The following is a 25,980-nucleotide window of genomic DNA, read 5'->3' as shown; positions in this document are numbered from 1 at the left end:
CGGGAATGGGCGCACTGGCGCCATTTCCCGGGCCTGCCGCCCTCGAATGGGGTGGCCCGTCTGAGGCCGGGGTAGCCCTGCCTAGTCAGTTACCGACGCGAGGAGTAGTCGCCATCCCTGGCGGGAGGGGACCTCCTGGAGATCGCAAGTATTTGCGATTGCCCCCACACCCGTCAACAAGGTCGACTCACCCTTGTGGGAGCCGCACTTGTGCGCGACTGAGGTGCCCCGGTACGGCCCAGTCGCGCACAAGTGCAGCTCCCACAAAAGAAAACCCCCCGCTCGCCGTCAACCAAGCCAACCCTGTGGAGGCCAACCCTGGGGGAGCGCACCCTGTGCGCGACGGCCCGAGGTTTCCTCGGACGCCACGCCGTCGCGCGCGGGGTGCGCTCCCACACAAAAGCTCCCACGCAAAAGCTCTCCCACAAAAGCTCCCCCAGAAAAGCTCCCCCAGAAAAGAAAAAGCCCCCAGCGGTGGCCGAGGGCTTTTCCAAGCGGACTACCTGCCGGACTTAACGCAACCCCGTCTCCGCACGCGCAATCACAATGCGCTGAATCTCACTGGTGCCCTCATAGATCTCCGTGATCTTGGCATCGCGGAAATAACGCTCCAGCGGCATTTCCTTGGAGTAGCCCATGCCACCGTGGATCTGCACGGCCTGATGGGAAATCCACATCGCCGCTTCCGACGCGGTGAGCTTGGCGACGGACGCCTCGGTGCCGAAGCGGCCGCCGTTCTTGTCGGTCTCGCCCTTGGTCCAGGCGGCGCGCAAGGTGAGCAGCGTGGCCGCGTCCAGCTTGCACTTCATGTCGGCGATCTTGGCCTGGGTCATCTGGAACGTTCCGATCGGCGTGCCAAACGCCTTGCGATCGCGCACCCACTGCAGCGTGGCTTCATAAGCAGCGCGGGCGATACCCACAGCCTGCGAAGCGATGCCGATGCGGCCGGCGTCGAGCACACCCATCGCGATGGCGAAGCCCTTGCCTTCGTCGCCCAGCAGGTTTTCCTTGGGCAGCACGTAATCGGTGAATTCGATTTCGCAGGTGGCCGAGGCGCGGATGCCGAGCTTCGGTTCGCTCTTGCCGGCGTGGAAGCCCGGCAGCTGTGTGTCGACGATGAAAGCTGAAACGCCCTTGGCGCCGATGCCCGGCGTGGTGATCGCGAACAGGATGATGTAGCGGGCCACCGGGCCGGAGGTGATCCAGCTCTTCTTGCCGTTGATCACCCAGTTGCCGTCGGCATTCTTGGTGGCGCGGGTGTGCATGGCCGAAGCATCCGAACCCGACTGCGGCTCGGTCAGCGCGTAAGCGCCGATGGCCTCGCCCTGGGCGATGGCGCGCACGTACTTCTGCTTCTGCTCCTCGGTGCCGTGCTTGAGGATGCCGTTGCAGAACAGCGAATTGTTCACCGACATGATGGTCGAAGTGGCGGCATCGGCCGCGGCGATTTCGATCATCGCCAGCACGTAGGCCACCGGGTCCATGCCCGCACCGCCGTACTCGGTCGGCACTTCGATGCCCATCAGGCCCAGCTGGCCCATCTCACGGATGTTCTCGAGCGGGAATTCACCCTTGGCATCCAGTTCGGCGGCGACCGGCACGATGCGCTTCTGCGCAAAGTCGCGGGCGATGGCCTGGATGGACAGCTGATCGTCGGTAAAGCGGAAATCCATGGAAGGCTCCAAGGGGAGAGGGAAGCCCACCATTTTAACCCGGCCGGCCGTGCGACTCCTGTGCAGGTGCAGCAAGCCCAGTTTCCGCGCTGCCCCTGTGGGAGCTGCGCTTGCGCGCGACCGCGGAGCCTGAGGCTTGCCTCCGCGCCCGGCCGTCGCGCACAAGTGCGCTCCCACAAAAAGCGCGCCCCGCGGCCGTCGCCCACAGCGCGACTTGACGCCCCGGCCCCCCAGTTCTAGCCTTATGTATCTTTGCATCGCGATATAAGGATAACCATGGACTTGGCTACCGCCTCCAGCGTGCTGCGCCTGCTGGCGGACCCCACCCGGGTACGCCTGCTCGCCCTGCTCGAACGCGAGGAGCTGACCGTGGCGGAACTGGCGGCGGTCCTGCATCTGGCGCAGCCCCGCGTGTCCACCCATCTGGCCAAGCTCAAGGAAGCCGAGCTGGTGCGCGACCGCCGCGCCGGCGTCTCCGCCTACTACCGCGCCAACGCCGAAACCGACGAGCACCTGCAGGTCTTGCTGAGGTCCCTGCGCGACAACATCGACGATGCCCTGCTGCGCGAAGACGCCGCCCGCCTTCCGGGCGTGCTGGCCGAGCGCGCCCGCGAAGAAGGCTGGGCCGACACCGTCGCCGGCGACATGGAACGCCACTACTCCCCCGGCCGTACCTGGGAAACCCTGGCGCGCTCGCTGCTGCAGCTGCTGGAAACCGGCGACGTGCTGGACATCGCCTCGGGCGACGGCATCACCGCCGAATTGCTGGCACCGCACGCACACTCCATCGTCTGCGTGGACAGCAGCGAGCGCGTGACCGAAGCCGCCGCGCAACGCCTCAAGTCCTTCGGCAACGTGGAAGTGCTCAAGGGCGACATGCATGCGCTGGAACTCGGCGATCGCCGTTTCGACCTTGTGCTGATGCTGCACGCCCTCACTTATGCGGAACACCCCGCAAAGGCCGTCGCCGAAGCCGCGCGCGTGCTGCGCAGCGGCGGGCGATTGCTGGCCGTGACGCTGGGCAAGCACGACCACCGCACCGTGGTGGAACCGTTCGATCACCGCAATCTCGGTTTTTCTTCCGACGAACTGACCGGCTTCGCCAAGCAGGCCGGCCTCGAATCCATGAGCTGTACCCGGCTGAGCCGCGAACGCAAGGCACCTCACTTCGAAGTGATCAGCCTGCTCGCGCGCAAGCCTTGAAGTGAGGAGTCCGTCATGAGCACCCTGCCCTGGTTACACCCCGAGCGCGTCGCCCTGTTGGAACGGCTGCTGCGCGAACGCATCCTGATCATCGACGGCGGCATGGGCACCATGCTGCAAGGTCACTCGCTGGACGAGACCGCGTTCCGCGGCGAGCGCTTCGTGGAAGGACACGACAGCACGCACACGCACGATCATCCCGGCAGCTGCGACCTGAAAGGCAACAACGACCTGCTCACGTTGACCAAGCCGGAGATCATCCGCGGCGTGCACGAGGCCTATCTCGAAGCCGGCGCCGACCTGGTCGAAACCAACACCTTCAACTCCACCCGCATCAGCCAGGCGGATTACCACCTGGAACATCTTGCCTACGAGTTGAACCGCGAAGGCGCCGCCCTCGCGCGCGCCGCCTGCGACACCGTGGAAGCGAAGACGCCGGACAAGCCGCGCTTCGTGATCGGCGTGCTCGGCCCCACCAGCCGCACGGCATCGCTGTCGCCGGACGTGAATGATCCGGGCTTCCGCAACGTCACCTTCGAAGAACTGGTGGCCAACTACGTGGAGTCGGCCAGTGGCCTGGTCGATGGTGGCGCCGACGTGATCATGGTCGAAACCATCTTCGACACGCTCAACGCGAAGGCGGCGCTGTTCGCACTCAGCGAGCTGTTCCGCCAGCGCGGTGCGCGCCTGCCGGTGATGATCTCCGGCACCATCACCGACCGCTCCGGCCGCACGCTCTCGGGCCAGACCGCTGAAGCGTTCTACTACTCGGTGCAGCACGCGCGCCCGATCTCCGTCGGCTTGAACTGCGCACTGGGCGCGGCCGACTTGCGTCCGCACGTGCAAGTGCTCAGCAACACCGCCAGCTGTTTCGTCAGCACCCATCCGAATGCCGGCCTGCCGAACGCGTTTGGCGAATACGACGAAACGCCCGAACAAATGGCCTCGGTGATTGGCGGTTTCGCCCGCGATGGCCTGCTCAACATGGTGGGTGGCTGCTGCGGCACCACGCCTGCGCATATCAAGGCGATTGCGGAAGCGGTAAGCAACATCGCGCCACGCGCCTTGCCTGCCGCCACGCAGGAGGCCGCATAAATGCGCCCTCTCCCCTTGCGGGAGAGGGCTGGGGAGAGGGGGCAACCTAGCCTCACCCTCGCACTTTCGCACCTCGCTTCAAGCCCCACCCCCTCACCTCAATCCTCTCCCCGCCAGGGAGAGGAGGACAACGCATGATGCCTCGCTACACCCGACTCTCCGGCCTTGAACCGCTGGTCATCACGCCCGACCTGCTGTTCGTCAATGTGGGCGAACGCACCAACGTCACCGGCTCGGCGCAGTTCCGCAAGCTGATCAAGGAAGAACGCTACGAAGAAGCCGTGGACGTCGCGCGCCAGCAGGTGGCCAACGGCGCGCAGATCATCGACGTCAACATGGACGAAGGCCTGATCGATTCGGAAGCCGCGATGACGCGCTATCTGAACCTGATCGCCGCCGAGCCCGACATCGCCCGCGTGCCGGTGATGGTCGACTCCTCCAAGTGGACGGTGATCGAAGCCGGCCTGCGCTGCCTGCAGGGCAAGGGCATCGTCAACTCCATCTCGATGAAGGAAGGCGAAGAAGTCTTCCTCGAACACGCGCGCAAGGTGCAGCAGTACGGCGCCGCCGTGGTGGTGATGGCGTTCGACGAACAAGGCCAGGCCGACACCTGCGAACGCAAGGTGGAAATCAGCTCGCGCGCGTACGAACTGCTCACCACCAGGCTCGATTTTCCACCCGAAGACATCATCTTCGACCCGAACATCTTCGCCATCGCCACCGGCATCGAGGAACACAACAACTACGCGGTGGACTTCATCGAAGCCACGCGCGAGTTGAAGCGCCGCTTCCCGCATTCGCACGTGTCGGGCGGCGTATCGAACGTGTCGTTCTCGTTCCGTGGCAACAACATGGTGCGCGAAGCGATTCACTCCGTGTTCCTCTACCACGCCATCAAGGCGGGCATGGACATGGGCATCGTCAACGCCGGCGCGTTGATGATCTACGACGACCTGCCCGAGGATCTGCGCGAGCGCGTCGAAGACGTGGTGCTCAATCGCCGCGCTGACGCCACCGAGCGCCTGCTGGAAATCGCCGACAGGTTCAAGGCGAAGAAAGGCGAAGTCGTCGTCGAGAACCTCGCCTGGCGCGACAAGCCGGTGCGCGAACGCCTCAGCCACGCGCTGGTGCACGGCATCGATCAATACGTGGTCGAAGACACCGAAACCGCGCGCCTGGAAACCTCGCGCCCGCTCGACGTCATCGAAGGCCCGCTGATGGACGGCATGAACGTGGTCGGCGACCTGTTCGGCGCCGGCAAGATGTTCCTGCCGCAGGTGGTGAAATCCGCCCGCGTGATGAAGAAAGCCGTGGCCCACCTCATTCCCTACATCGAGGAAGAGAAGGCGCGCACCGGCGACGCCGGCAAGTCCAACGGCAAGATCGTCATGGCCACCGTCAAAGGCGACGTGCACGACATCGGCAAGAACATCGTCGGCGTGGTGCTCCGCTGCAACAACTTCGACGTGATCGACCTGGGCGTGATGGTGCCCACGCAGAAGATCCTGGAAACCGCCATTGCCGAGAACGCCGACATCATCGGCCTCTCCGGCTTGATCACGCCGTCGCTGGAGGAAATGAGCCAGGTCGCGCGTGAAATGCAGCGCCAGAATTTCACCATCCCGCTGATGATCGGCGGCGCTACCACGTCACGCGCACACACCGCGTTGAAGATCGACCCGCACTACAAATCGCCCACCGTGTGGGTGAAGGACGCCTCGCGCGCCGTGGGCGTGGCGCAGTCGCTGTTGAGCAAGGAACTGGTCGACAACTTCATCGCCAAGGTGCAGGCCGAATACGCCGAAGTGCGCGAGCGCCACAAGAATCGCGGCAGCGCAAAGTCGCTGGTCTCGCTGGAAAAGGCGCGCGGACAACGCTACACCACCGATTGGGCCAACTACGAACCGCCGCAGCCCAAACAGCCCGGCATCACCGTGTTCAACGACTACGACCTGGCCGAACTGCGCCGGTACATCGACTGGTCGCCGTTCTTCAACGCCTGGGAACTGGCCGGACGTTATCCCGCCATTCTCAGCGACGAGATCGTGGGCAAGCAGGCGACGGAACTGTTCAACGACGCGCAGGCAATGCTGGATAAATTGATCGCCGAAAAGTGGCTGACCGCGCGCGGCGTGATTGGCTTCTGGCCGGCTTACTCAAACGGTGACGACATCGTGCTGCGACGCGAGGATGGCGACAACCGCACCCTCCACCACCTCCGCCAACAAGCCGAAAAACCCGCCGAACGCCCCGACTTCTGCCTCTCCGACTTCATCGCCCCCAAATCCGCGAAGAAGCAGGACTGGCTCGGTGGCTTCGCCGTCACCTCTGGCATCGGCATCGACGCGCACGTCGCCCGCTTCGAAGCCGCTCACGACGACTATTCCGCCATCCTGCTGAAGGCCCTGGCCGACCGCCTGGCCGAAGCATTCGCCGAACGCCTGCACGAACGCGTGCGCCGCGAATTCTGGGGCTACATGCCCGAAGAGTCACTCGACAACAGCGCACTCATCGACGAGAAATACAGCGGCATCCGCCCCGCCCCCGGCTATCCGGCGTGCCCGGACCACACCGAGAAAGGCATGCTGTTCAAACTGCTCGACGCCACCCACAACACCGGCATCGAACTCACCGACAGCTACGCCATGTTCCCCACCGCCGCCGTCTCCGGCTGGTACTTCTCGCACCCGGACAGCCAATACTTCGTAGTGGGCCGCCTCACCCGCGAACAGGTCGACGATTACGCCAAGCGCAAAGGCTGGACCCGCGAGGAAGCGGAACGCTGGCTCGCGCCAAACCTGGACTACGACCCAGACTAATCACCGCGCAAAGCAACCTGTGGGAGCGCACCCTGTGCGCGACTGCCACGCCACGATGTACCGCTCCGCAGGATTGTCGCGCACAAGGTGCGCTCCCACAGACGATCCGCTAAAACCCAACCCACCAACTCCCCCCACCCTTGTGGGAGCGCACTTGTGCGCGACAGCACCGCACCGCACTACCCGCTCCGCCCGGCCGTCGCGCACAAAAGCGCTCCCCCAGGCATCCCCTCAGCCCCTCAAACCTCACTCTCCACCAAATCCCGCCGCCTCACCTCGCGCATATGCACAACGAGGTTGTAAATCGACACAAACGCCGGGAAAAAGTTGGACAGAATGCCCACCGAGTCATTCTTGCCAAAAATGAAGTACGACAGCAGCAGCGCACTCCCGACCACCGACAACCACCAGAACGACAGCGGCATCACCACCCGCTTCAGCTTGCGGGTGTAATACAGCTGCACGAACCAGCGGCTGGTGAACATGATCGAGCCCGCCAGACCCACCATCTTCCAGGGCGTGAGTTCGAAGCGGCGCAGGGCTTCGAGGACGTGGCTGAGTTCGTGGGTCAGGAAGTCCATGGACGGCAGGCCGATAGCTGAAAAGCCGGATATTGTACTCGCCCACCTTTCAATCGCCTGCCATCCGGGGGACTTTTTTCAGGTCCGACGCTTGACCTCCCCCGCCGCTCCTCGTATATTTGCGCGCTCGGCGGGCGATTAGCTCAGCGGTAGAGCACTGCCTTCACACGGCAGGTGTCGCAAGTTCGATCCTTGCATCGCCCACCATCGAATAACCCGTTGTTGAGACGGGACTTGAAAGGCTCCAGAGATGGGGCCTTTTTTTGTTGTCTGCGATCGGGGATATGAAGCCGCTTCGGGTGCCGGCTGGACTTCGCTGGGGAGCATGCCCGGCCACAATTGTCCCTGACACCATTTCCGCCATTTCCGGTCGCATCTCGCCGGGAGCGTCCGGTCAAATTGTCCCTGACACCATTTCTTTCCACTAGCGCCATCGCCGTCTGCGATCTAACCTAGCATCGCGCAACAGCACTTTTGGGCACGGGGGCAACATGAAGACGAAGGTCTCGGTCGGTGCGATGACTTCGTGCTTTCGTGTGGACCCGCCCCGCCTCATAAGAGACGCCTATGCTGGACGATGATCGCTACGTTTTTCGCATAGATGCATTCACCCCCGAGACCATCCCAATGGCTCGGTTGGCGGCATATATGGCCGAGTTGGCCGCTATGCTGGGCGAAGAGGGCAACGTCCACTTCGAGAAAATCACGAAGGGTAGCGCCAAGCTGGCTGTGAAAGTGGAGCGGCCAGCCGTTACCAAAGTTCGCGATAACGTTAATGAAGCGCGCATGGGAGTCCGAGGCACGAGAGGTGATCGCTACCGGAAGCTCAATGAGATGCTACGTAGCGATAACGCTGAAGGTACGCTCAAGCTCAACAACAGCAACGTCCTTGCGTTTCCTGGACGCAAGGAGGCGCGCCCCCCGAAACTGGGACCGTTCACTCAAGCGTTCTCCCGTGACGGACAGTTGGTCCGTGTCGGCGGAAAAGATAAAACCGCACACGCTTCTATCCAAGATGCCGATGGACAAACCTGGAACTTCGAGGTGTCCCGAGGACTGGCGCGCGAGCTTGCGCCCCATCTCTTTGAGGGGGTAATCCGTCTGACCGGTACCGTACGCGCGACCCGGAACGATGATGGTGAATGGTCCTTCGATGCGTTGAAGGCCCACCAGTTTGAAGAACTTCGCGCGGAGACGCTATTGGAGGCGTTGGGCCGGATTCGGGCCCTCCCAGCTTCTGAGACCTGGCTGCCTGACGCATGGCAACGGATCGAGCAAGAGAGGGATGAAGACTGATGGTCGTCGTTGACACCGCAACCCTTCTCTTCATCCTCCAGCCCGACGCGCGGGGCCCGCTTGGAGATGATGGTCAGCCAATCCCGAAATGCCGGGAGCGTGTGGAGCTATTGCTCAAGAACCTAAGTGGCGCGGGCATCCGTGTTGTTGTGCCTACCCCTGTGCTCGCAGAGCTCATGGTGAGCGTGGGATCTGGAAAGGTCCAACTGCTCGGTGAGATCAATCAGTCTGCTGCCTTCGCTGTGGTCGCGTTCGACCAGATTGCAGCTATTGAATGTGCTTGCCTAAATGACCCTGCGCTGCAAAAGAAGCAGGGGCCAAAGGAGACCAAGGCCAAGGTGAAATTCGACCGCCAGATTCTTGCCATCGCCAAGGTTATCGGAGCACACACGCTTTATACCGACGACAAGCAGTTGATCGGCAGGGCAACGGCGAATGGTTTGAAGACGGTGCGAATGCAGGACCTTCCCCTGCCGCCAGAGCCTCCGCAAGGCGAGCTGGATTTGCCTCAGCCCGAACTAGATGCACCGTCGGCACCAGTGGTAGAGCCTCAACAGCCTTCGGCGTAGTCGGCTGTTGCGCCCTCACAACCGGTGTGTAGGGCGTCATCGATATTCACTCGGCGCAGGTGGTTGGTTCGCTCAGCAGTGCCACCCACGTTAGATGCAGTTTTCTTTTCTAACGCGCGGACACGTCAAAAAACTTCACGCGCGTTATTTAGGCGCGAAGAGAGCGAACATTTTCACTCCCCCCACTCAATAACGGGGTCAGGCTCACTTTCCGGACGACGAGAAATGAACCAACCCCGTTTTGCTTTCAAACTCGCTTATTCCACGAGCGGACGATAGGCGCGGATCACAGGCTTCGCCCTTTCCAGATCGTACCGGGCCTGAAGTGCCAGCCAATAAAAGGCAGTGGTGTCGAAGATGAGGGAAAAGCGTAGCGCGGTCTTGGGGGTGATGGGGTGGGTGTCGGCGATGAAGGCTTTGATGTGATCGGAGGGGATGCCGGAGCGACGGGCAAGTTAGGCGGGGTTGAGGGCGTTGGGGATGAGGTAGGCGTGCAGCAAGATGTCGCCGGGGGCTCGCAGGGGCTGCGAGGGGTCTACTTCCGAGTGCGGGGTGAGCTGGATCAGTTCCATAACTGTTCTCCCTGTCGGACACGGCCGCGCAGCGGCTCAGCGCTTACAGCGCTCCGTGTCAGTGAATGCTTGGCAGCTTCGTCGGTGATTGCCCGAAAGAGGCGCATCGCCATGCCGGCCGATGCGCCGTAACGGCGATCATCGGAGGCGTGTGGTGTTCACCCTGGGCTCGTTACCGAGCAGGCGGGCGTACTGCTGGAGGCAGTGGATCGCCGTGCCCAGGCTGGCCGTGACGGCCACGGGAAGCGGCCATGGCAGCGGTCTGCCGGGGAATCCACGCGCCTGAGCAACGCGGCACTGCTCGCTGTCGACACGCAGACGCGTGAGGGTGAGCACCGCCAGGGCGATGTCACCGCGAGTGCTATGACGCAGGGTTTCGGGCCATGCCGCCGCCGTGGATGGCGAGTCATCAGGCGGAGGAGTGAGGGTGTCGTCAGGGGGAACGGACGAGCGAATGCGTCCCGTATGATCGTGGGTAGCCATGATCAACTTCCTTAGAGTTGGTGATGGTTAGCGGGTCGTGGGTGTTCTAGCACTCACGGCCCGCGCCTCATGACTTGGTAGTCATGGTCACCCGCCAAGCCTTGAAGCAGACAGCGCGAGTGACCGACTGACCCTAACAAGCAGGGTTGTCATCGTCTGTCAGGGTTGGGCGAGATGGATGTCCGCGCGACCGCAGGCGAGCGTGAGGGCTTGGGGCTGACAAATGTCCGCGCCGGGTCGGAGGTGGACGCTCCCACCTAGCCCAAAGGTGCCCGGAAATACTCTTCATACGGGCGCACGGAGGCAGGATCGGGCAAACCAACCGCACCTGCCCCAACCAACTCAAGTCCGACGATTTGATCGTCATCCACCCAAACGATCACTTCAATGGTTTGGTCTCTCCAAGTGCCGCATACGTCAGCGGCCCTGACGCCCTTTGCCGCGTCACCCTTAGGGCCGAACCAAACGGTTGCGCAACCGCACTCGCAAGAAGCCGTTACCCGAAGATCAGTGATCGACGCTAAAACCGCTTCCGATGGTCCAGGGCTACAGCCGACTTGGAGTGCTCGCTCCAAGACGGCTACTTCATCGAGTGATATTGGTCGGATCGTCTGCATCGCGAAGAGAAACTCGAATGTTTGCGGCGGGAGCTTCTGTCCGCTCCGGGCCGAAAGCGGACTGCTATGCATTGGCCCGCGTCGTCGTAATTGTCAGCCGCCAGGGGAGTTGGAGCTGGCTGGGTTACCCGTCCACCGATAAACGGTCGGGCGCGCTCCTTCTGGCGGTCTGCCCATGACGGCCTTGGCATTGAACGGAGCCGGCCCGTTGATGCTCAGCGTCTTCGTGAATTCGTTGAAGAGTGAGATCGTCTTGTAAGTGCTGTGGAGTGGCGCATAGACCCCCGTTGTCCGCCCCTGCTGCTGCTCCTGCCCGTTGACGGTCAGCAGTGCCAACTCATCGGACTCGGCAGCAGCCAAGGGAAAGAGGAACGCCTCTTCCGCAACGTAGCCGTCCTGCACTCCAATGCGATAGAGCACGATCACTTTGCTGCCGTCGACGTGGCCAAGAAAGATGCACGTTCGCCAACTCGACCCATCGTCCGCACAACTGATGGGCACGCCGCCAGGAGTGATTTTCTTGGCCGCCTGAACGAGATCGATGTTGTCCATTCGGAGCCCTGCGGGCTGCTTGTAGGTTCGGATCATCACCACGGGAGGGTCTTTCGAACTGACACCATCCGTGACTTCGAACATGGCACTCTCACTTTGCGTGCTCGTGCCATCGTCGCTTATCCGCTTCCATGAAGCAGGCGCCTGATATGAGACAGGCGATCGAGCAGACACGCCTGGACTTGCCTGTGCCAGACCGGCCAGTACGCAGGCCACTACTGCAACACCGATGGCGTTCTTCATTGAGCACCCCCTGGTGCCTCATAGCAAACGGGACGAAGGTAGTTAATTCCAATAATGGCGGAGGGACTCAACTACCTCCCCATTTTGTCGTGTCGCATGTTGCCGGCCATCTGGCGGGGCTGGCGTTGGCGAGGTCGACGCGACGCGCAACATCTCAATTTTATACTCAAAAATCAGCTATTTACCATCTAATTGCACACTCTACCATTAGCCATGGTAAAGTCGTCGACATATGGTAAAGACAGCCACCACGACCCAGCTCGCCTGGCGTACCCAAACCTATCTCCGGACCGTTCTTCCCGGGCTGGTCGGGTACCCGCGCCCGCTCCCCGACGAATGGCAGCGCGGGTTGCCGCATTACCTGACCGACCTGTTTGACCTGTTCGTTCTGCCGGTGGCCGACCAAGACATCATCGTCGCGGCGGCAACCGCCGTCCGCAGCGTCGTCGATACCCAGAAGATGATCCTTCGGCTGCTGGCGCTGGGGCCCCGTGTCCTCTACGCCATTGATCGCGTCAGCGGGCCTCAGCGCCAACGCCTGATGGATGCCGGTATCGAGTTCGTCGTTCCCGACAGCCAGTTCTACGCTCCGTCGCTCGGGCTGATCCTGCGCGAAAAGTTTGCATCGGCGCCAGCGCCGACGGCAGGTCTGTCGCCGTCCGCCCAGGCGCTGCTCATCACCATGATTCTCCATTCGGGAAAGGACTTCGTACAGGCGTCGCAGGTGGCCCGCGAACTCGGCTATGCGCCCATCACGGCAACGCGTGCGGTTCGCGAGTTGGAGGCGACCGGGCTGATCCAAACCAAGAAACAGGACCGCGCGAATCTCATCGCACTGGCCCATGATCGACAGGCGGCCTGGGAACAAGCGAAACCGCTCATGCGCAACCCTATCGTGCGCGTGGAGTATCCGCGCGCCGGAGCGATTCAGGACGTGGAGCATCGTCTCACCGTCGCCGGCCTGAGCGCGCTTTCCGAGGCCACCATGTTGGGCCACCCACACCGGCGTGACTGGGCCATTAGCCAGGCGGAATGGACGTCGCTTCCGCGCGACGTCATGGCGTCCGACGATGCGATGGACGCACGCGATGCGGTCGAGATCTGGGCGTACCCGCCTCCCCTGGGGACCGACGCTCAAATGGTGGACCCTTTGTCGCTCATCCTCACCTTGGAGGGCAGCAAGGACGAACGCATTGAGCTGGCCCTCAAGGAACTGGAGGAGAAGTTATGGCCGTGATTCCCGGATTGGATCGGTTCGCCGAGTGGTTCACCCCACACCGCGATAAGTACGTGCTCATCGGCGGCTGCGCGGCCAGCACCGTGATGGAGGAAGCCGGTCTCGCGTTCCGCGCCACCAAAGATCTGGACATCGTTCTCGTCGTCGAGGCGATCGATGCGGAGTTCGTCCACGAGTTCTGGCGTTTCGTCGAGGCGGGCGGATACGCCGTGCGCCACCAGGGTGACGGCAAGCGTTGCTTCTATCGCTTCGGCAAGCCGACGCAGGAAGGTTTTCCCAAACTGCTCGAGCTGTTCGCCCGCCAGCCCGACCTCTTTCATCCACTGCGCGAGGCGAATGGCCTGACGCCGATCCCGATCGAAGATGAGGTCGAAAGCCTGTCGGCCATCCTGCTCGACGACGACGCTTACCACTTCTTGCTGGAGGGGCGCACCGAGATTGGTGGCGTGCCGTTGATCGACCAGGACCGTCTGATTCCACTCAAGGCGCAGGCCTGGATGGAGCTGAGCGATCGGCGCGACGCTGGCGAGCAGATCGACTCGACCAATATCCGCAAGCATCTGAAGGACGTCGTACGCCTCTCGGAACTGCTGACGCCTGATCGCGCGGTTTCCCTGCCACCTGGCATGGCCGCAAGCATGCGTCGCTTCCTGGAGCGAACCGCCGCGCTGTCCGATGCCGACATGACCGCGTTTGAAAGCCGCGCCCGATTCGACCAGGCGCTCGGGCGCGTGGCCAGCACGTTCGGTACGCAGTAGAGCGCGACCACCGCGCCACACCCGTCCAACGCAGACACGCCCATGCTCCAACGCCCTTGGCTCGCCTGAGGCGACAAGCACACGGGATGGAGGCAGTTAACTTCGCCAAGGGTGGTGGAACTTAACTACCTCTGTCCCGTTTGTCGCTCATCTTGCCCGGGAGCCATGACTTTCGAGCCCCATTCTTCAAGTGACTCGTAGACGTCGGTACCTGGACAGGCAGCCGTTCCGTCGTTTTGCTTGTTTTGAACGGACTGTTGAGCGTTCCGAGGGCCGGCTTAGGTGCCATCCCCATCGCAAGCTACTATTGCCCACCATGACCGATCTCATTACGAAGCTTCGAGAGCGCCTGGCGCTTGCGGACCCTGTACCGGTGGCGTTCGAACGAGGCCCCGTCGTTGAGGCTGACGGATTCGCTAGGGAACGCATCGAGTACCGGGGACTCGAAGGTGACCTCATCCCGGCCTTCTTATTCACGCCGAGGGGCCGAGACACTCTCGGCGGAGTGGTTGTCTTTCATCAACACAATGGGGAGTTCCACTTTGGCAAGAGCGAGGTGGCGGGCGATGTGGGCCACGCTTTTCAAGCCTTCGGGCCGGCACTCGCCCGTAGAGGCCTCGTTGTGTTGGCACCGGACTCTATCTCGTTCGAGGATCGACGAGCAGCGGTTCGGGGCGTAGAACCGGATCTTTACGATTGGCTTCAGCACTACAACTCCATGAGCTACCGATTGCTTGATGGCGACCTGCTGATGAGGAAGTGCCTGGATGACGCTCAACGGGCCCTGAGCGTTTTGCTCGAAGTGGCCGGAGTAGACGAGCGGCTCGTGGGCGTGGCAGGACATTCGTACGGCGGTTATACGGCCCTCTACCACGCGGCATTGGATCCGCGATGCCGGTGGGCGTGCATCAGCGGTGCCGTGTGCAGCTTCGAGACGCGCCGCCGGGAAGGCACCGGCATCACCCTCTTCGAGACTGTGCCCGGACTCACACGCCTGCTCGACACACACGATGTTCTTTCAGCCATCGGACCTCGGCCAACCATGGTTGTGTCGGGCACGAAGGACAAGTATTCGCGGGATGCAGACAAAGTCGTGGCCAAGATCGCCAACGACTTCATCACCGAGCTCCGCGTCGACCGCGAACACGCACTCGATCAAGAAAGATTCGACGCGATCATCGAGTGGATCGTCGACCGCGTATCCGATCAGTGAGAACGGACGGCTAATTGCCGTACACGAGGACGCGAAGGTCCTATCGGTTTGTGAGGCGCTCGAGGCTGAGATAGACCTTCCTGGTCAAATCGGATGTCCGCATTGGGGCATTAGCGGAACTCAGCGGCGAACCTTTGTCGTAGGAGGCTTTCCATCGAGCAGCATATCTGCGTCACGATAGCCCTCTGGTGTTGCCTCAGCAGTCATCACTGCCTTGGCGGAGCTCAACGAGTCGGGCGTGCGGCTACAGCAGCTGCCGAGCCCAAAACATTCACACTTTATAAATTTTCGTTCATTTGCTTTCCAAGGCTTTCCCGAAGCCTATTTAAGCCCTGCCTGTGCAATTGAGAGACACGGCCCTTCGTCACCTTGAGCTCGTCGGCAATTTGCACGAATGGCGCATGGTGGAAATAATGCATCACCAGAATGAGATGCTCGCGCTCCGGCAATTGATCGAGTGCCGTAACTACTGCCCGCGAGAGCTGTTCACGCTCCAGGAAGGAATAAGCGTCCGAAGCCTCTGCCGAGTCTGGAACGGAGTTGGACTCCAGCAAATAGCCAAGCCCCAGGCCAACGGTCATCGACACGAAGCTCTCCAGTGGGTCGATCGAGTCGTTGCCGGAATCCAGTAGCGAATCGGTCCTGTCGCGGACATCGTCATCCGTGCGTCGCGCGGCCTTCGCCAGATCTTCCTTGATAAGGCGAAGACCGTTGAACACGGCTCCCCGTACACGATGCCGGGCATAGAGTTGGAAGCTCACACCACGGTCGGGTTGAAAGCGGTCTATCGACTCCATCAAGCCGATCAGAGCGTTCTGGGCGCAATCTTCCCATGCATCTCTGAGGAGATACACACGTACGTAGATGCCGCGCGCGACATTTCGAGCCCAGGGTGCGTACTTAACGATCAAGGCGTCGCGCGCCATGGGGTCGCCCGCTTCGCGCAATTTCAGCCACAACGAAAGTTCCGTGGCCTCCAGAGCGATGGCTTCCATTGCTTAGACGTTGTATCCGCTGAGTAACGCTTGTGCCGTCAAGGTCCACCCATTGATGAGCAGGAACAGCAATATCTTCAGGGGCAGACTGATCGTCGACGGCGGGAGCATGATCATGCCAAGCGCCATCAGGATGGCCGCAACAACCAGGTCGATGAGAAGAAATGGAAGGAAGATGACGAAGCCAATTTGGAATGCAGTGCGAAGCTCGCTGAGCATGAATGCGGGTACAAGCTGAAGCGGCTGTACGTCATCCATGGTCTTCGGAAGTGGCTTTCGCGTCATGCGCACGACCGCGGCGAGATCTTCCTCCCTCGTCTGCCTGATCATGAACACCTTGAACGGCTCGAATGTGCGCATCATGGCGGCGTCCGCGGGGATCTCATGCCTGACGTACGGGTCCACGCCCTTCTCTTTGGCCGCCTGGAAAACGGGATTCATCGCGAACAACGTGAGGAAGATCGCGAGCGTGACAAGGACGCTGTTCGGTGGCGTCTGCTGCAAGCCGAGTGCGCTGCGCAGCAACGAAAGCACCACGACGATGCGCGTGAATGACGTTAGCGAGATCACCAGCAACGGGATGAATGACAGCGCCGACAAGACAAGGAACGAGCGCAGGATGGGCGAATAGTCATCGCCCATGGCGTGTTGCATGGCGTCCTGCACGGGGTCGCACCACGCGACGCCGGAAGCGAGGCAGGCGACGGCGGCGGCGCCCAGAAGCATGCCTTTGTGGATTCCCTTCACTGGATCACTCCTTCCGGGGATGCACTGCCATCCATGTTGGCGACGGTGGCGTTCGTCCCACGTGCGCTTTCCACCACGAGGAACTCCTTGCCCTTGTAGCGGAGCACATAGGCGGTGGAACTCATGCTCAACCGGCAAGAGGCATTCACTTGTATACCGTCGGTCGGCGACGTCTTCGCGCTCACCCCAAGCTTCGCCATCCAGCCTCGACGCCGCGCGTAAGCGGCAGCGACGACAAGTGCAACCAGAACCACACCGACGATGACCAGGGATGAGGCGAGACTGCCTGCCGGCACGGCAGGCGTCGTTCGATAGGGAATGGCCGGATCCGTCAGCGCGGTGGCGGCGAAAAACAACAGCATGCGTCAGGCTCCGGACGTCACAGGATTTCGGTGATCTTCAGGCCGAAATGATCGCCTACGGCCAGGAGCTGCCCTCGTGCGATCGGCTTGCCATCCAGTTGCAGGATGACCGGCGCATCGAGCGAGGCATCCAGCACCAGGGTTTCGCCCTTGGCCATGGAGAACAGACGATCAACGCTCACCTCGGCGTTGCCGAGATGGACGTCCAGCTTCACGTTCACATGGCCGAGCATGGATAGGTCGCGATGAAAGAGTGCTCCGCTGCCGGCAACGCTATCCGTCGCTTCCTCGAGTTCGATGGGTGCTACAACTAGATCATTCATGGATGTGATTCCTTGGCATGAGGTCCGGTCAGGGTGATGGCGCGTTTCTTCGCCTGCTGTTTGAGTGATCCGATGGCTATCGCCCCGCGAGTGCCTACACGAACCTCGACGGGCTGGTGCAGTTCGCGGTCTCCGACCAGAATTTCCCCCACGCGCAGGCCCGTGATAGCGGCCAGGCTCACGCTTCCAAACGTCATGACCGCGCTTACCGAAACAGCCGTGTTCCCCACCGCCGCATCGCGCGAAGCGAGCAACACCGGTTTGGAGGGCTCCGGCGGGGCAAGCCTGTCGGCTAGACGACGATCCAGCGCCACGTTCCAGGCAACGTCCGCCACTTCGATGGTTGCCGCGTAAGCGCCGAAGCACTCAGCGGACAAGGCGCGAGCGGGTGTCAGATCACTCAGCTCGAGTGGATCGCGCACGCCGGCCCGTCGAAGCAATCGTGCCGCGAGGTCCTGCAGGGATTCCGCGCCAAGACTCGCCGCCAACGCTGATTCGTCGGCAGGCGGCAACGCTGACAAATGGGTTCCCCACGATCTTTCGGTGCTCTCTTCGAGCAGAAATGCCAACGTGCCGGCGGCACCATCGACGCCGCGCAAACGTTCTTTGGCGACGTCGCCGTCCCACGGGTCGGCAGCGCGAACGTCGACCTGCGCTACGGAATGCCCAATGCACCAGTCACGCGACCATTGCAGCACTTCGCTCGCAATGAGCGATCGCAACGCGGCGCGCCGCGACTCGCTCAACCATCCAAACCTGAGCTCTGTCATGCCTTAGCTTCCGCGCGTGGAGTCGTAGAGCTGCTGCAGCATGTCGCCCGATACGGTCATCACACGCGAGCTGGCCTGGTAGCCACGCTGGATGACGATCATCTCGGCAAGCTCCTGCGTGAGGTCCACGTTGGACATCTCGAGGCTGCTTCCCTCGATACCACCGAGGATGCCCGTATTCGCACGACCGATCTGGGCCGTCTGGTCGGACGGAGGCGTGTACAGGTTCCCCTGAATGGCCTGCAGCGATCGCTCGTCCTCGAAGGACGCCAGGGCCAGTTGGGGACCCGCCTTCACCTCGCTGTCGGCATAGGTCAGCTGCACCACGCCGTTCTGGTCGAAGGCATAGGAGGTAATGCCGATGACGCCATGGCCGTCCGCCACCTGCGCGGCGAGACTTGTCGGTGATCCCTGGATGTCTGTTGCACCGCTTTGTCCACCGGGCGTGCCGAAGTTGAAGGTGATCGCCTGAGACGCGCCACCCAGCGAGGGATTGATGGTGAATGTGTTGAAACCTGCCACCGGGGTGAACGCCGTGCTGAAGCGCACATCGCCCGTACCGATCGTTGCACCCGTGCTGTCGGTGACCGAAGCAAGCCAGTCTCCGGCCGTCTTCGACGTGTTGTTGGTCAGCGTGAGAGTGAGTACGTGGGACGTTCCCTGCGCGTCGTAGACAGTGATGTTGCTCACCTTCTCCGAGGGATCGCCCGGTGCGATGTTGCCGGTGATGTTGACGCTGGACGTCGCCTGTGCAGGAAGCGTTTTCAGAGCGGAGATGTTGATCGACCCATAGTTACCGGAGGCGTCATATCCCTGCACCTGGTAACTATTGACCGAGTCGACGAGCACGCCATCGCTGTTGAACTCAAACTGCCCTGATCGCGTGTAGTACGTGTTGCCCTGCGAATCCTTGAGGATGAACAGGCCTTCGCCGTTGATCGCCACGTCGGTGCTGGTATTGGTCTGCTCGATCTGACCTTCGGAAAGGTTCTCGCCCGTACCGGCCACCTTGGTGCCGTCATCGCCCATCACGTTCTCAAGGAACGATTCACTCCCGCGAAAGCCGGGCGTGTTCATGTTGCTGATGTTGTTGCTGATCGTATTGAGCGTCTGCGAGAACGTGAACATTCCCGACACGCTGTTGTACAGCGACTGCATGATCGAAGGCATGACGGTCTCTCCTTAAGGGGTGACCAGCTGGATCTGGGAAAGGGCGATGCTGGTGAGCACTTGGCTGGTGGAAGTGGTCACCGTCAGTTCGACACCACTGGAGCTGTACTGGATGCCCGTCACCTTGCCGGTGGTCGTCGAGCCATCCTGGTTGGTCACTTGCACACTGTGGTTCAGCAGACTCAGCGACTGGTACGACGAATCCACCGAAAGCAGGTTGTTGATGCCCGTGACCTGCTCGCTCTGCTGTTCAATGCTCACGAACTGCGCAAGCTGGGTGAGGAACTGACTGTTGTCGAGCGGCTGCATAGGATCCTGAAACTGGAGCTCGCTCACGAACAGCTTGATGAAGTCCTGCTCGTTGATGCCGGAGTTCGGCATCGTCGAAGGCGTGGACGTGTCCAACTGGCTACCGATAGCCTCGACGCTCATTCCTGTTCTCCCTGCGTGTTTTGGGTCGATGGCCACACTTCCCGGCCGTTCAACATGATTCGCCCGGGCGTCATCCCGAGCTGGCTTGCATGCTGGAGTACTGCGGAGATCAGCGCTGGCACCTGGTCTTCGCTAACGCGGAAGTCCCGCAACCAGGCCACCGAGCTTCCGTCGGGTTGGCGCGAGTAGCGCAACAGGCGATCTACCCAATGGGCCAGCGTGCCGGCACCGGCAACGCCATGAGCGACGTTGTCCAAGGCAGCGTTGCCATGGGAAGACAAAGCAACAGCCACGGTGTCCGATATCGCGGGCGAAGCCTGTGCCTGGACATCCATACTCGGTACAGCCGATAGCGCAGCAGCGCTCGCTTTCGCTTCGGCGCTGGTCAACGCCATCTGCCCTGACGGGTCGACGGTCTTGGGCGCGCCGCCGTTGACGTCTCCTGCGGTGCCGCTCGGTTCGGACGCGTCCACTTCGGACAGATACGCCCCGGCCAGCAAATGCACGCCGAACACGCGCGCATTCCGCACAGCACCCAGCTGACCGATGGGTTGAACGGCCATTTGCTGCAAAAGACGGATCGTTGCCGACGTTTCGCTGCCACCCATCCATGTCAGCTGCAACGCCGCGGGCGACTCGCCTTGGGTGTTGGCCGCGGGTTGCACCGTGTCCGCAGACAGGGACGGCGCCTCCGCCGCATGATCGGACCTGTTGTCGAACTCGTGCAAGCGGTGATCCCGCGCGAGTTCCTCACTGAAGTCGCGTGATGCTTGCCGTTGCGGTACAGCGGCCTGGCCGATCCGGCCGCCATCGATCTGCGAGATGTCTGTCATGCGGCGTCCCCATGCTGCAACCACAACTCCACCGACTGTTCCGACTGCTTCTTCTCTATGTCCTGATGCATCGCGCTGCGGTAGCGAACGGCTTCTTCGTCGGCCCGTTCATGTCGCGATCGGGTCATGAGGCGCTCCGAGGTACGCAGTTCACGCTCGGCAACGGCCGACGCGAGCGAATGCTCGGCATGGGCAACCTGCGTATCAAGAATGCCCTGCAGGTCGGCTAGCAAGGCGTAGCGCGCAAGGTCAAGACGCGAGCTCTGTTCCAGGCAACGCTCACTGGCCTCGCGTACATCGTCGCGCGACCGGGTCAACCCGTCGCATGCGTCTTTCTTTTGCTGCTCGGCTGTGATCGCTGCCGACAAACGGGAGGCCGCTCGCTGGTCACGAACGCGCGCGACACGTGCCATCGTCTCGCGAACCTTCAGGTCGCGCGAGTTCATGCGGCACGCTCGCCGGAAACGATCCGGCCGAGAAGTTGGATGCTCTCCTGGCGCGACGATCGCTGCTCGGGCGTTTGGCAAAGCGCCCGGACGATGGCGGGATACAACACAATGGCCTCGTCGATCGCACTGTTGGCACCCGCCTGGTACGCGCCCATGTCGATCAGGTCGCGCGACGACTCGTAGGTGGTGATAATCGACTTCACGCGACGGGCGAGATCCAGCTCGTCGGGACGGGTCACCTTGGAAGCGAGTCGACTCACGCTCGACATCAGGTCGATGGCCGGAAGTTGCCCGCGCGCCGCGAGATCGCGCGAAAGCACCACGTGACCATCGAGGATCGCGCGCATGTGATCGGCAATAGGCTCGTTCATATCGTCGCCCTCCACCAGCACGCTGTAGATCGCAGAAATGGAACCGCCGGCACGCATACGCCCACCGCGCTCCAGGATCTGCGGCAGCAGATTGAACACCGATGGCGGATAGCCGCGTGACGTGGGTGGCTCACCCACCGCCAGCCCGACCTCGCGCTGCGCCATGGCGAAGCGCGTGATGGAGTCGACGATCAGCAATACGTTCATCCGCAGGTCGCGGAAATACTCGGCGATGGCATGTCCGGTATGCACGGCATTGGTGCGCACCAGTGCCGGCTCGTCGGCCGTCGCCACCACCATCACGGCACGAGAACGCCCTACCGTGCCCAGCGTCTCGTCGATGAACTCACCTACCTCGCGCCCACGCTCGCCCACCAGGACCACCACCACGACATCCGCGTTGACGTGCCTGGTCATCATGCCGAGCAAGGTGCTCTTGCCCACGCCGCTTCCCGCAAAGACGCCCATGCGTTGACCGCGCGCCATGGGAAGCGCCACATCGATCGAGCGCACCCCGGTCTCGAGCGCAGTATCGAGCGGTGCGCGCAATAACGGATTGATGGGAGGCCGGGCGATATCTGCCATCGCTTCGGCTGCGATGGGACCGCCACCGTCGATGGGCTGACCGAATGCGTCAATCACGCGCCCCATGAACCCTCGACCCACCGGCACCTGCAGCACGCGTCGCAGCGCGCGGATCCTGGCGCCTGCCGCCACGCCACGAGGATGGCCGAACGGCATCAGCAGCACGTTGCCTTCGCGGAATCCCACTACTTCGGCGCGAATGGCCTGTGCAGGGTCACCGTTTTCCACTTCGCACAACTCGCCGATCCTGACGTCAGGTCCACTGGCCTCGATCACCAGACCATTGAAGCTGAGCAGCCGCCCAACGCCCGCCGACATGGGTCGACGCGCGAGTTCACCTGCGTAGCGTTCAAGGACGGCGGAAGGGCTCATTCGGACGGCACTCCCATCGCGGCGAACATGGCCTCGCATATCCCACGCAAACGCATGCGCAGGGAACTCTCCACATTGCCGTGAGCGGTCTGCACGCGGCATTCGCCCGTTTTCAAGGCGTTGTCCTCGACCAGCTCCATGCCATCGATGCGCTCAGGCAACAACGGTCGATCTTCCGTCGACACATGGACGGACATTGCCTTCGCGCGATGCTCCTCGAGAAGCGCCCGGATCATCCTCTGCAGCAGACCACGATCCTCCGCCGCGCTTCCGAAGGCATGTTGCCAACCGGCAATGGCAAGCTCGCAGGCCGTTGCTTCAATCTCCGATGCATGCTGGCGCAAGCCCTGCTCCAGCGTGTCCGCCAGCGCTGCAAGCCGTTGCTGCTCGCGCTCGACGGCCTGTTGCGCCTCCTCCAACCGTTGCGCAGCAGCCGTCTCCAGCTCAACCATGCGCTGTTCCGCCATGCGCCTCGCATCCGCATCGCCGGCAGCGAAGCCTTCTTCGTATCCGTCTCGATAGGCCTCGTCATCACCCATGGGAACGACGGACGTATCGACATCCGCTACCACCGTGGATGAACCGCCAGCGTACAGTCGTCGCGGGGACGACTCCGTCACGCCCTCGGCTTCGACTCGGCGTATCACAGGGCATGTCCTCGTTGCGCGGGCCATGTCGGATCGGCCAGTCGATGCGAAAGCGCCTTGGCCAGTGCCACTGGCATCGCTGAGGGCAACTGCTTCAGCTCGTCCCGGAGCATTCGCGCCCTCGGGTGCGCACAGGACGCCAGGTAGATCTCCACGTGATCCGGCGCTGCCGCGGCCAGCATCCGCGCAGCCCACGCAACCGGCAGGTTATCCAATGCCTGAATCAGTTGATCCGGCGGAGGAACGTCGACGACTTCGGGCTGGGACTGATCCTGAAGCAGATCCTTGACCAGCGAAGCATCCACGTGGCCCAGTCTGCGCGCCTCACCGATCAGCGTGGACAACAGATTCCGCTGGGAAGAAGGCAGCCGCTCGAGCATCCAGCGGCGGTCCATGGGATGCATCGCGGCCAACGCAAGCGCCGCCTTGCGCATACCCACGGCATTCACGAACGCACCTCGCTCGGGTCGATCCACTGGCGAAGCCGCGACAACGCCTCTTCGCGTTCGGGCGCGCTCAACCGTGGCACCACCCGTGTCCGCGCGACGTAAAGCATGAGCGCCACCAGGGCGACTACGACGACCAGCAACGCACCCAGCATCCACAGCACCGGAGTCGACAAGCCATGGTTCACCGGCACCGCCGCGGGCGCCTCAGCTGCATCCACGACGCTTGCGTGCGGGCTGGCAGCTGGGACCGTCGCAGCGTCACGTGCCACCGGCTTGGAAGGCGCGATAGCAGCGATATCGACATGATCGCCACGCGATACGTCCAAGCCAAGGCCTGCCGATACCACTTCCGATAGCCGCGCAATCTCGGTGGCCGAGAGCGTGGACGGGATGACCACACCCACCGATATCCGCTCGATGCGGCCTACCGCCCGCTCCACTTCTTCCTGCTCGCGGCCATGCGCGTATTCCACATCGCGGTCATTGCTGGCTGGCGAGGACTTCACCCGATCCGAATCCGGATCGTCCTCGGTCCGTGTCGAGGAGTTGACGCGCTCGTGGACCAACAATCCGTTGCCATCCTTGCCCTGTCCCAACAGGCGTTCGCTGACTTGCTTGACGTGGTCGTAATTCATGCGCACGTCGACGGACACGGTGAAATCGTCGGTAAGCAGCACACGATGCAGCAGAGCGCCGATCTTGCCGCGCAGATCGCTCTCGAGCCGAGCCTGCTGATCCATGCGGCCGCCGAGGCCCTCACCCGCCGTTCCATCGGCGGCATAACCCGACAAGGTGACGCCGCGGTCATCGAGCACCACGACGGATTCGGCAGAGAGCCCGTCCACCGCCGAAGCCACCAGTCGCTGGACACCGGCCACCGCGCGCGCGTCGAGGTGCTTCTGCGGCCGCAGGCTGAGTGTCACCGACGCCTTGGAAGCATCCTTGTCACGCTCGAACAGATCGGTGCGATGGATCGTAAGATGGACGCGCGCGGCCGATACCTCGTCCAGTGACTCGATGGTTCGCTCCAGTTCGCCCTGCAGCGCGCGCTGGAAGTTCACCTTCTGGGCGAACTCGGTGACACCGTAATCCGAATCCTTGAACAGCTCGAAGCCAACGCTGCCGCCTTTGGGCACGCCCTGCGACACCAGCTTCATACGCGTGTCGTACACCTGCTCGGACGGCACAAGAATGGCCTTGCCATCGTCAGCGAGACGATAAGGCGTCTGCATTTGCGTGAGCGCTGCGGTGATCTCGGCGGCGTCGGCCTCCCTGAGATCGCGAAACAGCAATCCGTACGGCGGATGCGTCACCCACCATGTGGCCGCACCCGCGATGCAGGCAATCGCGATAACACCCACAGCGAAGGCCCATCGGGCTCGTCGCGACATGGCAGCAAAGAACTGCTTCATTTCCACTCCGGTCACTGCAATCGAACTTCAAGGCACCCACGAGATGTCCACAGATCCGTGGACGTCCCGCGACTACAGCTGCATGTTGGTCAGGCTCTGGTACGCATCGATCATTCGATTGCGAACTTCCACCGCGAATTGCAACTTGAGATGCGCCTGCTCCATCGCGATCATCACGTCGTGCACGGGAACGCCATCGCCCGCAGCAAGCGACCGCGCAGACGCGTCGGCGGTGTTGAGGCTTGCATTGAGCCCTTGCACTTCGCTGCCCACCATCTGCATGAAGGAGGGCCCCTGGTCGAGGTTGAGGGCGGCCGCGTGCTCCGGTCCGTCCATGCGACCGAGCGAAATGGCGTCGATCGGCGACACGCTCATGCGCCACCTCCCATGTCGAGTGCACGCAGCTCCATGCTGCGCAGCGTGTTGAATGCCCTCACGTTCGCCTCGTAGGCACGGCTCGCCTCCATCAGGGTGCTCATCTCCTCGACGAGGTCGACCCGTGGATAGCCGACCATGCCCTGCTGGTTCGCCATGGGATCGGACGGGTCGTGCACGTCACGCTCGGACGACCCCATCGGAACCAGACTGGGCGTTCCTGTACCGGCGCCGTGAAGGGACACGCCGTGGCCGGCAACAGCGCGTAATAGCGGCGGAACGCTCCCCGGCGTACTGGCGCGATCGGACACGGCGATGTTGTGGCTGGCCGCTTCCAGCCGCAGTCGCTCGAACTGCAGGCCGAAACGGGTTGCCTGAAAAACAGCGTCAACGACCATGTCAGTTCTTCCCCGCCAGTGCCAGCTGCATCAAAGCGAAGCGACGCGACATCACGGTCGCCAGCGACTGGAAGTCGGTGCCCGCCGTTTCCAGTTCGGCCACCTCGCCATCGAGGTTCACGTAAGAGCCATTGATCGCATCGGCCTTGGACGTCTCCGTGCGGAACGTTTCGTGCTTCGCAATCGCAAGCCGATCAGGAGACGTGGTCGAGTCCGTGGCCGCCTGGTGCAGCAAGCCGACTGCGTCGCCGAAATCCGCCCGGCGTGCGCGATAGCCGTCGACATTCACGTTCGCGATGTTTGTGCTGGCCACCTCGGCACGCGTTCGCGCCATGTGGATACCCAAGCGGATAGCTTCTGTGGTCAGGTCCATGTCTGC

28 protein-coding genes and 1 tRNA gene are annotated in these 25,980 nt (G+C 62.3%); 9 read left to right on the top strand and 20 right to left on the bottom strand.

The window, feature by feature from the left end:
* Positions 1-512: 512 nt before the first annotated feature.
* Complete coding sequence (locus tag ISP20_RS07210; RefSeq protein ID WP_204635378.1) at positions 513-1,673, bottom strand: acyl-CoA dehydrogenase family protein; 1,161 nt, start codon at positions 1,671-1,673, stop codon at positions 513-515.
* A gap of 276 nt (positions 1,674-1,949) precedes the next feature.
* Between ISP20_RS07210 and ISP20_RS07205 the strand changes: the two genes are divergently transcribed.
* The 3 genes from ISP20_RS07205 (at position 1,950) to metH (ending at position 6,790) form a co-directional block, all read left to right on the top strand.
* Complete coding sequence (locus ISP20_RS07205) at positions 1,950-2,876, top strand: ArsR/SmtB family transcription factor (protein ID WP_204635377.1); 927 nt, start codon at positions 1,950-1,952, stop codon at positions 2,874-2,876.
* Positions 2,877-2,891: 15 nt separating this feature from the next.
* Complete coding sequence (locus ISP20_RS07200) at positions 2,892-3,971, top strand: homocysteine S-methyltransferase family protein (protein WP_204635376.1); 1,080 nt, start codon at positions 2,892-2,894, stop codon at positions 3,969-3,971.
* Positions 3,972-4,105: 134 nt separating this feature from the next.
* Positions 4,106-6,790 carry a methionine synthase gene (metH, locus tag ISP20_RS07195; RefSeq protein ID WP_204635375.1) on the top strand — a complete coding sequence of 895 codons (2,685 nt, stop codon included), beginning with the start codon at positions 4,106-4,108 and terminating at the stop codon, positions 6,788-6,790.
* 239 nt (positions 6,791-7,029) lie between these two features.
* On the opposite strand, the gene ISP20_RS07190 is transcribed toward metH, so the two are convergent.
* Positions 7,030-7,371, bottom strand: a complete 342-nt coding sequence (locus tag ISP20_RS07190; protein ID WP_204635374.1) for a lipid-A-disaccharide synthase N-terminal domain-containing protein — start codon at positions 7,369-7,371, stop codon at positions 7,030-7,032.
* A gap of 132 nt (positions 7,372-7,503) precedes the next feature.
* On the opposite strand from ISP20_RS07190, the gene ISP20_RS07185 reads away from it, so the two are divergent.
* From ISP20_RS07185 to ISP20_RS07175, 3 genes are all read left to right on the top strand, one after another.
* A tRNA-Val gene (locus tag ISP20_RS07185) sits at positions 7,504-7,578 on the top strand.
* Positions 7,579-7,938: 360 nt separating this feature from the next.
* The gene (locus ISP20_RS07180; RefSeq protein WP_204635373.1) at positions 7,939-8,667 is read left to right on the top strand and encodes a hypothetical protein; all 729 of its coding nucleotides are present in this window, start codon (positions 7,939-7,941) and stop codon (positions 8,665-8,667) included.
* Positions 8,667-9,236, top strand: a complete 570-nt coding sequence (locus ISP20_RS07175; RefSeq protein WP_204635372.1) for a PIN domain-containing protein — start codon at positions 8,667-8,669, stop codon at positions 9,234-9,236. The genes ISP20_RS07180 and ISP20_RS07175 overlap by 1 nt, the downstream gene beginning before the upstream one ends.
* A 710-nt stretch (positions 9,237-9,946) precedes the next feature.
* Here ISP20_RS07175 and ISP20_RS07170 read toward each other — a convergent pair.
* Both ISP20_RS07170 and ISP20_RS07165 read right to left on the bottom strand, forming a co-directional pair.
* On the bottom strand, positions 9,947-10,291 hold the full coding sequence (locus tag ISP20_RS07170) for a hypothetical protein (RefSeq protein ID WP_204635371.1): 345 nt from the start codon (positions 10,289-10,291) through the stop codon (positions 9,947-9,949).
* A 710-nt stretch (positions 10,292-11,001) separates the two neighbouring features.
* Complete coding sequence (locus ISP20_RS07165) at positions 11,002-11,703, bottom strand: hypothetical protein (RefSeq protein WP_204635370.1); 702 nt, start codon at positions 11,701-11,703, stop codon at positions 11,002-11,004.
* 232 nt (positions 11,704-11,935) lie between these two features.
* Here ISP20_RS07165 and ISP20_RS07160 point away from each other — a divergent pair, with 232 nt between their 5' ends.
* The 3 genes from ISP20_RS07160 (at position 11,936) to ISP20_RS07150 (ending at position 14,911) form a co-directional block, all read left to right on the top strand.
* Positions 11,936-12,940, top strand: a complete 1,005-nt coding sequence (locus ISP20_RS07160) for a helix-turn-helix domain-containing protein (protein WP_204635369.1) — start codon at positions 11,936-11,938, stop codon at positions 12,938-12,940.
* Positions 12,931-13,698 (top strand): hypothetical protein, encoded by a 768-nt coding sequence (locus ISP20_RS07155; RefSeq protein ID WP_204635368.1) that lies wholly within the window; start codon positions 12,931-12,933, stop codon positions 13,696-13,698. Before ISP20_RS07160 ends, ISP20_RS07155 begins: the two co-directional genes overlap by 10 nt.
* A gap of 316 nt (positions 13,699-14,014) precedes the next feature.
* Positions 14,015-14,911 (top strand): alpha/beta hydrolase, encoded by an 897-nt coding sequence (locus tag ISP20_RS07150; RefSeq protein ID WP_204635367.1) that lies wholly within the window; start codon positions 14,015-14,017, stop codon positions 14,909-14,911.
* Positions 14,912-15,189: 278 nt separating this feature from the next.
* Here the strand turns inward: ISP20_RS07150 and ISP20_RS07145 are convergent, their stop codons facing one another.
* The 16 genes from ISP20_RS07145 to ISP20_RS07070 all read right to left on the bottom strand — a co-directional run bounded on the left by ISP20_RS07145 (position 15,190) and on the right by ISP20_RS07070 (position 25,974).
* Entirely contained in the window at positions 15,190-15,906 is a 717-nt protein-coding gene (locus ISP20_RS07145) for a sigma-70 family RNA polymerase sigma factor (protein WP_204635366.1), read from the bottom strand.
* Positions 15,907-15,909: 3 nt separating this feature from the next.
* Positions 15,910-16,653 (bottom strand): flagellar type III secretion system pore protein FliP, encoded by a 744-nt coding sequence (gene fliP / locus ISP20_RS07140; RefSeq protein ID WP_338030974.1) that lies wholly within the window; start codon positions 16,651-16,653, stop codon positions 15,910-15,912.
* The gene (locus tag ISP20_RS07135) at positions 16,650-17,015 is read right to left on the bottom strand and encodes a hypothetical protein (protein WP_204635365.1); all 366 of its coding nucleotides are present in this window, start codon (positions 17,013-17,015) and stop codon (positions 16,650-16,652) included. Before ISP20_RS07135 ends, fliP begins: the two co-directional genes overlap by 4 nt.
* A gap of 17 nt (positions 17,016-17,032) precedes the next feature.
* A complete protein-coding gene (locus ISP20_RS07130) occupies positions 17,033-17,338 on the bottom strand; it encodes a FliM/FliN family flagellar motor switch protein (protein ID WP_204635364.1) in 306 nt (101 codons plus the stop codon).
* The gene (locus ISP20_RS07125) at positions 17,335-18,108 is read right to left on the bottom strand and encodes a flagellar motor switch protein FliM (protein ID WP_204635363.1); all 774 of its coding nucleotides are present in this window, start codon (positions 18,106-18,108) and stop codon (positions 17,335-17,337) included. The genes ISP20_RS07130 and ISP20_RS07125 overlap by 4 nt, the downstream gene beginning before the upstream one ends.
* A 3-nt stretch (positions 18,109-18,111) precedes the next feature.
* On the bottom strand, positions 18,112-19,278 hold the full coding sequence (locus ISP20_RS07120; RefSeq protein ID WP_239535415.1) for a flagellar hook-basal body complex protein: 1,167 nt from the start codon (positions 19,276-19,278) through the stop codon (positions 18,112-18,114).
* Between the two features lie 12 nt (positions 19,279-19,290).
* Positions 19,291-19,710, bottom strand: coding sequence for a flagellar hook assembly protein FlgD (locus ISP20_RS07115; protein WP_204635362.1), 420 nt, complete (start codon positions 19,708-19,710; stop codon positions 19,291-19,293).
* Positions 19,707-20,543, bottom strand: a complete 837-nt coding sequence (locus ISP20_RS07110) for a hypothetical protein (protein ID WP_204635361.1) — start codon at positions 20,541-20,543, stop codon at positions 19,707-19,709. The genes ISP20_RS07115 and ISP20_RS07110 overlap by 4 nt, the downstream gene beginning before the upstream one ends.
* On the bottom strand, positions 20,540-20,989 hold the full coding sequence (locus tag ISP20_RS07105; RefSeq protein WP_204635360.1) for a hypothetical protein: 450 nt from the start codon (positions 20,987-20,989) through the stop codon (positions 20,540-20,542). The genes ISP20_RS07110 and ISP20_RS07105 overlap by 4 nt, the downstream gene beginning before the upstream one ends.
* Positions 20,986-22,320: a FliI/YscN family ATPase gene (locus ISP20_RS07100; protein ID WP_204635359.1), complete on the bottom strand. Its 1,335-nt coding sequence runs from the start codon at positions 22,318-22,320 to the stop codon at positions 20,986-20,988. Before ISP20_RS07100 ends, ISP20_RS07105 begins: the two co-directional genes overlap by 4 nt.
* Entirely contained in the window at positions 22,317-22,859 is a 543-nt protein-coding gene (locus ISP20_RS07095) for a FliH/SctL family protein (RefSeq protein WP_204635358.1), read from the bottom strand. The genes ISP20_RS07100 and ISP20_RS07095 overlap by 4 nt, the downstream gene beginning before the upstream one ends.
* Positions 22,860-22,963: 104 nt before the next feature.
* A complete protein-coding gene (locus tag ISP20_RS07090; protein ID WP_204635357.1) occupies positions 22,964-23,416 on the bottom strand; it encodes a hypothetical protein in 453 nt (150 codons plus the stop codon).
* Positions 23,413-24,828: a flagellar basal-body MS-ring/collar protein FliF gene (fliF, locus tag ISP20_RS07085; RefSeq protein WP_204635356.1), complete on the bottom strand. Its 1,416-nt coding sequence runs from the start codon at positions 24,826-24,828 to the stop codon at positions 23,413-23,415. The genes ISP20_RS07090 and fliF overlap by 4 nt, the downstream gene beginning before the upstream one ends.
* 72 nt (positions 24,829-24,900) lie before the next feature.
* Positions 24,901-25,203, bottom strand: a complete 303-nt coding sequence (gene fliE / locus ISP20_RS07080) for a flagellar hook-basal body complex protein FliE (RefSeq protein ID WP_204635355.1) — start codon at positions 25,201-25,203, stop codon at positions 24,901-24,903.
* A complete protein-coding gene (locus tag ISP20_RS07075; RefSeq protein ID WP_204635354.1) occupies positions 25,200-25,601 on the bottom strand; it encodes a flagellar basal body rod protein FlgC in 402 nt (133 codons plus the stop codon). The genes fliE and ISP20_RS07075 overlap by 4 nt, the downstream gene beginning before the upstream one ends.
* 1 nt (position 25,602) lies before the next feature.
* Positions 25,603-25,974 (bottom strand): flagellar basal body rod protein FlgB, encoded by a 372-nt coding sequence (locus ISP20_RS07070; RefSeq protein ID WP_204635353.1) that lies wholly within the window; start codon positions 25,972-25,974, stop codon positions 25,603-25,605.
* Positions 25,975-25,980 lie beyond the last annotated feature (6 nt).

This window comes from Dyella kyungheensis (genome assembly GCF_016905005.1).
GTDB classification, from domain to species: Bacteria; Pseudomonadota; Gammaproteobacteria; order Xanthomonadales; family Rhodanobacteraceae; genus Dyella; species Dyella kyungheensis.
Note: the sequence above shows the minus strand (reverse complement) of the source record. Positions and strands in the feature narration are given on the sequence as shown.